Source organism: Burkholderia sp. MSMB1835 (assembly GCF_001526365.1).
GTDB lineage: Bacteria > Pseudomonadota > Gammaproteobacteria > Burkholderiales > Burkholderiaceae > Burkholderia.
The window spans coordinates 350386-356995 of record NZ_LOYP01000018.1; the positions used below are offsets into that span (position 1 = coordinate 350386).

Genomic DNA, 6610 nt, shown 5'->3' on the forward strand with positions numbered 1-6610 from the left:
GCGGGGGCGGATCGCGACGAGGGCGGCGCCTTCGACGCAGGGCGCCGGTGTCCGGCCATCTCGTCGACGATCTCGTATCGCCGCCCGCGTAACATACGTGGCATCGTGCTTTGCTTACGGAGTCTTTCATGCCAGTTCGGGCCGTGATATTCGATTTCGACCTGACGCTGGCGGATTCGTCCGCCGCGATCATCGCGTGCACCGAGCATGCGCTGGACCGGCTCGGCGCCGCCGGCCCGACGCCCGCGCAGATCGGCGCCGTGATCGGGCTGCCGCTGCCGGACATGTTCCGTTCGTTGACGGGAGAAACCGGCGCGGCGCGGGCCGATGCGTTCGCGCGGCACTTCGTGGCGCGCGCCGACGAGATCATGGTGTCCGGCACCCGCATCTATCCCGAAGTGCCGCCGCTGCTTGCGGCGTTGCGCGAGCAAGGGCTCGCCGTCGCGATCGTGTCGTCCAAGTTTCGCTACCGGATCGACGCGATTCTCGAACGTCACGGCTTGCAATCGCTGATCGACGTGCTGATCGGCGGGGAAGACGTGCAGCGCCACAAGCCGGACCCCGAAGGGCTCGTGCTGGCCCTCGCGCGGCTGGGCCTGCCTGCCGCGGCGGCGATCTACGTCGGCGACCACGAAGTGGACGCGCAGGCGGCCGAGCGCGCCGGCGTGCCGTTCGTCGGCGCGGTGAGCGGCATGACGTCGTTCGATGCGTGGGCGCGCGCCGGCAAGCAGGCGGTGCCGACGCATATCGGCGAACTGACCGCCATCGTGCAGCAGATGCAGCGCCGATCGGGCGACGCGTGCGCCGACGTCGAACCGGGTGCGCAACCGGCCGGCTGACCGTTTTCCGCAACCGGCCGGCAGTGCGCGACGGATTCTGCGACCATCGCCGTTCAAGCCATATCCGCCACCCGAGTCGCCGCCAATTCCGCCATGTCCGTCATATCCGTCGCCTTTGCCCGCACCCGACGCGCGCCTGCGCTGTGGGCCGCCCGAGCTCTTTCTTCTGCCGTTCCGCTTGCGCTCGCCTGCGCCGTTGGCGGCATGCTGGCCGGCGCGCAGCCGGCCGACGCCGCCACGCCCACGCAGCGCGAACGTCTCGAAGCGCCGGTCAAGACCGTGGCCGACCAGCGGATGGCCGTCGACACGCCGCAGGGCCGCGCGATGCTGCCCGTCTACGCCGATCGTCCGCTCGACCAGACCGCGCCCGACGTCACGCGCGTGTTCATCGTGATTCACGGCACGCTGCGTAATGCCGACGCGTACTACGCAGCGGGGCGCAAGGTCGTCGAAAAGGCCGGTGCGCTCGGCGCGGGCACGATGGTGGTCGCGCCGCAGTTCCTGACACGCGCCGACGTGCGCGCGTTTTCGTTGCCCGCACCGACGCTCGCGTGGACGCAGGAAGGATGGAAGGGCGGCGAACCGGCGCGCGAGCCGGCCCCGCTCAGCTCGTTCGCGGCGCTCGACGCGTTGCTCGCGCATTTCGCCGACCGCAGCCTGTACCCGTCGTTATCCACGGTCGTCGCGATCGGCCACTCCGCCGGCGCACAGTTGCTGCAGCGTTATGCGGTGGCCGGGCGCGAAGGCGACGCGCTTGCGCGTGCGGGCATTGCCGTGCGCTACGTGGTCGCGAACCCGTCGAGCTACCTGTATTTCGACGACGAGCGGCCGAATGCCGACGCGCTTGCAGGCGGCGCCTGTCCGCGCGCGACCGAATGGAAGTACGGGTTGAAATCGGCGCCGCCTTACGTTGCGTCGCAGGACGTGCGCGATCTCGAGACGCGCTACGTCGCGCGCCAAGTCGTGTACCTGCTCGGGCAGGCCGACACGAATCCCTACACGCATTTCATCGACCGCTCGTGCGCGGCGATGGCGCAGGGGCCGTACCGGTTGGCGCGCGGGCTCGCCTATTTCGATTACCTGAAGAAGCGGCATCCGGCCGATCTCGCGCAGCAGGTCGTCGAAGTGCCGGGTGTCGGGCATGACGGCCTCGGCATGTTCACGTCCGCTTGCGGGCTGGCCGTGTTGTTCGGGCAGGCGTTGCCGCCGTCGTGTCCGGTCGTCGCCGGCACGGCGCCGGACCTGCGCGCAGCGGGGCCGTGAGCCTGCATGCAACGCTCGCCCGTGACGAAAATCGATCGGGAAAATGTCGGGAGAAGCCTGCGCACGGCTACGTGGTCCGCCGTCATACGCCCGGCGGCGGTGGAGCGGCACCGGCCGGCCGTGCGCGACCGCGGGCCGGGCGGGTGTGACCGGCGCAGGCGTCACGCGTCCGGGTACGGCGTGCCGTCCTTGTGCAGAAACCGGCCGTCGCGGCTCGGGCTCATCATGTCGATGTCCGGGCAGGTGATCACGTCGTCCGGCGAGCGCGAGCCGACCTCGAGATAGACGGCGACCGCACTCGATCGGTTGACCAGGTGATGACCGTTACCGGAATTTTTCGGAAAAGCCGCACAGTCGCCCGCGCGCAGCACGGTCTCGCCGCCGTCCTCGATCAGCACGAGTTCGCCTTCGAGCACGTAGACGAATTCGTCCTCGTCGGAATGCCAGTGCCGCTGGGCCGACCAGCCGCCCGGCGGCACGCGCATCAGGTTGACGCCGAAATCGCGCAGGCCGCCCGCGTCGCCGAGACGCTGGCGGATACGCTGCGCGCACGGCGCGTCGAACGGCTGCGGATAACCGCTGCCGCGGCGTTCGGGCACGGCATCGAGATCGATTTTTGGCATGAGCGACTCCATCTGACTCGCGGGGCAAGGGGGGCGACGTTCATTGTAGGCGGCAGCCGCCCGTCGTTCGCCCGCGCGTGTCGTGGCGGGCCGCGTCATTCGACGGTGATCGTCTCCTTCATGTACGGATGAATCCCGCAGAACACCTTGTAGACGCCCGGCTTGTCGAAGCGGAACGCGTACGTCTCGTCCTGGTCGAGCGCCTTCGAATGAAAGATGCCTGCGTCGTTGACGACGGTATGCGGCTCCGCGTCGAGGTTCTTCCACGTGATCGTCGTGCCGGCCTTGATCGTGGTCGACATCGGCGAAAACATGAAGTTGCGGATCGTCACGAGCGGGCCGTTCGGGCCCTGCGCGAATGCGGCGAGCGGCGTGCCGGCGGCCGCGCCGCACAGGATCAGCAGCGCGACGATTCGAGCGCGTTGGAAGCGGATCATATCGTTCTCCTTATGTTTTGATCAGGCGAGCGTCGCATCGTGCAGCGACGACGCGACCGGATGGCCGGCGAATTCGACGGTCGTCACGCCGAGCATCGACGGCAGCCGGTCGTGCGGCACCGTGAGCGGGACGGGGCCCGGGCCGTTGCCGGCCGTCGGCTGCGGGAACGCGGTCGAGCGGGCGGTATGAAACGTCACGTTGCCCTCCACCTTCGACACGATCTGGTGGATGTGCCCGTTCAGGACGGTGACCGAGCCGAAGCGGCGCAGCAGCGCCATCGTCTGCGGCGCGTCGCCGGTGCCCCAGCCCCACGGTTCGTAGATGGTCCACATCGGCATGTGCGAGAACACGACGATCGGCGTGCTCGACGAACGGCCTTTCAGATCCTGTGCGAGCCATGCGAGCTGCTCGTCGCCGAAGCTGCCGAGTTCGTTCGGCTTGAAGTGCATCACGTTGACGAGGCCGATGAAGTGCACGCCCGCATGGTCGAAGCTGTAATAGCCGCGGTTGTCCGACGCCTTGCCGAACCGGCCGAAATATTCGGCGCCCGAACCGTCGGTGACGTCGTGTTCGCCGGGCACCGTATGCAGTTCCGGCACGCGCAGCGCGGACAGCAACTGCGACGCGCGATCGAATTCTTCCGGCTTCGAGAGATGCGTGATGTCGCCGGTATGGATCGTCAGCGCGGGCAGCGCAGGCATCCCGTTGACGAGGTCGATCGTCTGCTTCAGCGTGGCCGACACGTCGGGATTCGCGTCCTTGTTGAAGCCGATGTGCGTATCGCTGATCTGCACGAACAGCGGCCGGCCCGCGTCGGCCGGGCGCGCGTCGCCGGTCTGCGCGAGCGCGAGGTCGAACGGGGTGAGGATGCCGCCCGACAGCGTGAACAGCGTGCCGAGCCCGCCGAAGGCCATGCACTGCAGGGCCTTGCGGCGCGACGGGCGGGTGGGGGTCGATGAAGACATATGAGCCTCGCATTCGTGTGACGAAACCGGACGGCCGGATCGTCCTGGAATAAGCCGGCGCCTTCGCATGCGATACCGGCGAGGCGGCGCATTTATTCCCGACCGTTGCGAGATCGAATCTCCGTGTCGGCGGCCGACGGGGCGATGCCCGACGCCTGCCGGATGACCTGTCAATGTCCTGTAAGTGACACGTCACATTTGCGTCACGACCGCCCGATAGCCTCCCACTCCGAATCACCTCTCCGGAGCCCTTCATGCCGAACCTCGCGGCAACGGACACGGTCGGTGCGGTCGGTGACCGCATGCGCACCTTCGGCCTCGCGCCGTCTTTTCCGATCGTTGCCTGCGGCATCGCCGATGCCGGCATTCATCCCGGTGCCGATTTCCGCTTCGTCAAGGCAGGCCCGGCGCTGCCGTTCGCGCGGCCGGCCATCCCGGACCGGGCGTTGCACGGGCTGTCCTGATTCGCACCGCGAGTGCGACGCCCGGCCGCGCGGCACGCGGCCGGAACCATCGATTTTCAATTCGACACAAGACGCTACCGATGGATATCAGTTTCGATCCGAACCGCACCGCGAACGCCTCGGCGTGGCGCGTGCTGCCCAACCGCTGGGATGCCGTCGCGTTTCCGCTGATCATCTGCGTGCTGGCGATGGCGATCGTCGGTTTTCACCAGACGATGGCGCCGATCGGCGTGCTGCAGACGCAGAAGATCTCGCTCGATCCGGCGAGCCTGCCCGAATATGCGTTGCGCACCACGCTGCGAATGCTCGCCGCGATGGTCGCGTCGCTCGTGTTTACGCTCGTCTACGGCACGCTCGCCGCGAAAAGCCGCCGCGCGGGCATGGTGCTGATCCCGATCCTCGACATCCTGCAATCGGTGCCGGTGCTCGGCTACATCTCGTTTACGGTCACGTTCTTCCTCGCGCTGTTTCCGGGGCGCGTGCTCGGTGCGGAGCTGGCCGCGATCTTCGCGATCTTCACGAGCCAGGCATGGAACATGACGTTCAGCTTCTACCAGTCGCTGCGCACGGTGCCGCGCGACTTGAGCGAAGTGTCGCGCGGCTTTCACCTGACGTCGTGGCAGCGCTTCTGGAAGCTCGAAGTGCCGTTCTCGATGCCGAGCCTGATCTGGAACATGATGATGTCGATGTCGGGCGGCTGGTTCTTCGTCGTCGCATCGGAGGCGATCACCGTCGGCAACCAGACGATCACGCTGCCGGGCATCGGCGCGTATCTCGCGCAGGCGATCTCGGACAAGAATCTCGGCGCGGTCGGCTGGGTGATCGTCGCGATGTCGGTCGTGATCCTCGCCTACGACCAGTTCCTGTTCCGCCCGCTCGTCGCGTGGGCCGACAAGTTCCGGATGGAGAACACCGCGTCGGGCGATGCGCCGCAATCGTGGCTGCTCGACATGATGCGTCGCACGCACCTGATCCATCAGTTGCTCGTGCCGGCCGGCTGGCTGCTGTCGCAGGCCGCGCGGATTCCGCTGCGACTGCCGGCGCTGAAGGGCGCGCGTGCGCGCGGCGCATCGTCGCGCCGTTCGTCGCGTATCGGCGACATCGTGTGGGGTGCGTTCGTGATCGTGCTGACGGTGTACGTCGTATGGCGCGTCGTCAGTTTCGTCGCGACCGGCGTGACGATGGCCGAGGTCGGCCATGTGCTCGCGCTCGGGCTCGTCACGTTGCTGCGCGTGCTGGTGCTGATCGCGATCGCGTCGGCGATCTGGGTGCCGCTCGGCGTGTTGATCGGGCTGCGCCCGAAGCTGGCCGAGAAGGTCCAGCCGCTCGCGCAGTTTCTCGCCGCGTTTCCGGCGAACCTGCTGTTCCCGGTGTTCGTGATCGTGATCGTCCGCTTTCACCTGAACGCGGATATCTGGTTGTCGCCGCTGATCGTGCTCGGCACGCAGTGGTACATCCTGTTCAACGTGATCGCGGGCGCGATGTCCTATCCGAACGACTACAAGGAAGCGACGAAGAATTTCCGCATCCGCGGCTGGCAGTGGTGGCGTCAGGCGATCCTGCCGGGCATCTTCCCGTACTACGTGACGGGCGCGATCACCGCCTCGGGCGGCGCGTGGAACGCGAGCATCGTGTCCGAGTTCGTGCAGTGGGGCGACACGAAGGTCGTCGCGCACGGTCTTGGCTCGTATATCGCGCAAACGACCGCCGCCGGCGATTTCCCGAAGATCATCCTCGGCATCGCCGTGATGTCCCTGTTCGTTACCTTGTTCAACCGCCTGCTGTGGCGTCCGATGTACGCCTATGCGGAATCCCGGCTCCGTCTCGATTGAGAGTAAGCGCGATGCAAAATCCGACCGTTATCAACGCCCCCGTCAAGACGTCCCAGCCGCTGCAGCCGCCCCGGCTCGGCGAGGAAATCCTGCGCGTCGAGCACGTGAACCGCGGCTTCAACAAGACGCAGGGCGAGCTGCTCGTGCTCGACGACGCGAACCTGTCGCTGCGCGAAGGCGAGATCG

At 67.2% G+C, this 6610-nt stretch carries 7 protein-coding genes and 1 pseudogene; 5 read left to right on the forward strand and 3 right to left on the reverse strand.

Features of this window, described 5'->3' with window-relative positions; all coding sequences use genetic code 11:
- The first annotated feature begins 128 nt into the window (after nucleotides 1-128).
- Nucleotides 129-839, forward strand: a complete 711-nt coding sequence (locus tag WS96_RS09385) for an HAD family hydrolase (protein WP_059832104.1) — start codon at nucleotides 129-131, stop codon at nucleotides 837-839.
- A 93-nt stretch (nucleotides 840-932) separates the two neighbouring features.
- The gene (locus tag WS96_RS09390) at nucleotides 933-2102 is read left to right on the forward strand and encodes a hypothetical protein (RefSeq protein ID WP_059832106.1); all 1170 of its coding nucleotides are present in this window, start codon (nucleotides 933-935) and stop codon (nucleotides 2100-2102) included.
- A gap of 161 nt (nucleotides 2103-2263) precedes the next feature.
- On the opposite strand, the gene WS96_RS09395 is transcribed toward WS96_RS09390, so the two are convergent.
- From WS96_RS09395 to WS96_RS09405, 3 genes are all read right to left on the reverse strand, one after another.
- Entirely contained in the window at nucleotides 2264-2725 is a 462-nt protein-coding gene (locus WS96_RS09395) for a cupin domain-containing protein (RefSeq protein ID WP_059832162.1), read from the reverse strand.
- A gap of 95 nt (nucleotides 2726-2820) precedes the next feature.
- Nucleotides 2821-3162 carry a cupredoxin domain-containing protein gene (locus tag WS96_RS09400; protein ID WP_059832107.1) on the reverse strand — a complete coding sequence of 114 codons (342 nt, stop codon included), beginning with the start codon at nucleotides 3160-3162 and terminating at the stop codon, nucleotides 2821-2823.
- Between the two features lie 21 nt (nucleotides 3163-3183).
- The gene (locus tag WS96_RS09405) at nucleotides 3184-4128 is read right to left on the reverse strand and encodes a metallophosphoesterase family protein (RefSeq protein WP_059832109.1); all 945 of its coding nucleotides are present in this window, start codon (nucleotides 4126-4128) and stop codon (nucleotides 3184-3186) included.
- Between the two features lie 254 nt (nucleotides 4129-4382).
- Here WS96_RS09405 and WS96_RS09410 point away from each other — a divergent pair, with 254 nt between their 5' ends.
- The 3 genes and pseudogenes from WS96_RS09410 to WS96_RS33615 form a co-directional block, all read left to right on the forward strand.
- Complete coding sequence (locus tag WS96_RS09410; RefSeq protein ID WP_059832110.1) at nucleotides 4383-4592, forward strand: hypothetical protein; 210 nt, start codon at nucleotides 4383-4385, stop codon at nucleotides 4590-4592.
- 80 nt (nucleotides 4593-4672) lie between these two features.
- Nucleotides 4673-6424, forward strand: coding sequence for an ABC transporter permease (locus WS96_RS09415; protein WP_059832112.1), 1752 nt, complete (start codon nucleotides 4673-4675; stop codon nucleotides 6422-6424).
- Nucleotides 6425-6435: 11 nt separating this feature from the next.
- Nucleotides 6436-6610, forward strand: a pseudogene (locus WS96_RS33615) (nitrate ABC transporter ATP-binding protein); the annotation flags it as partial.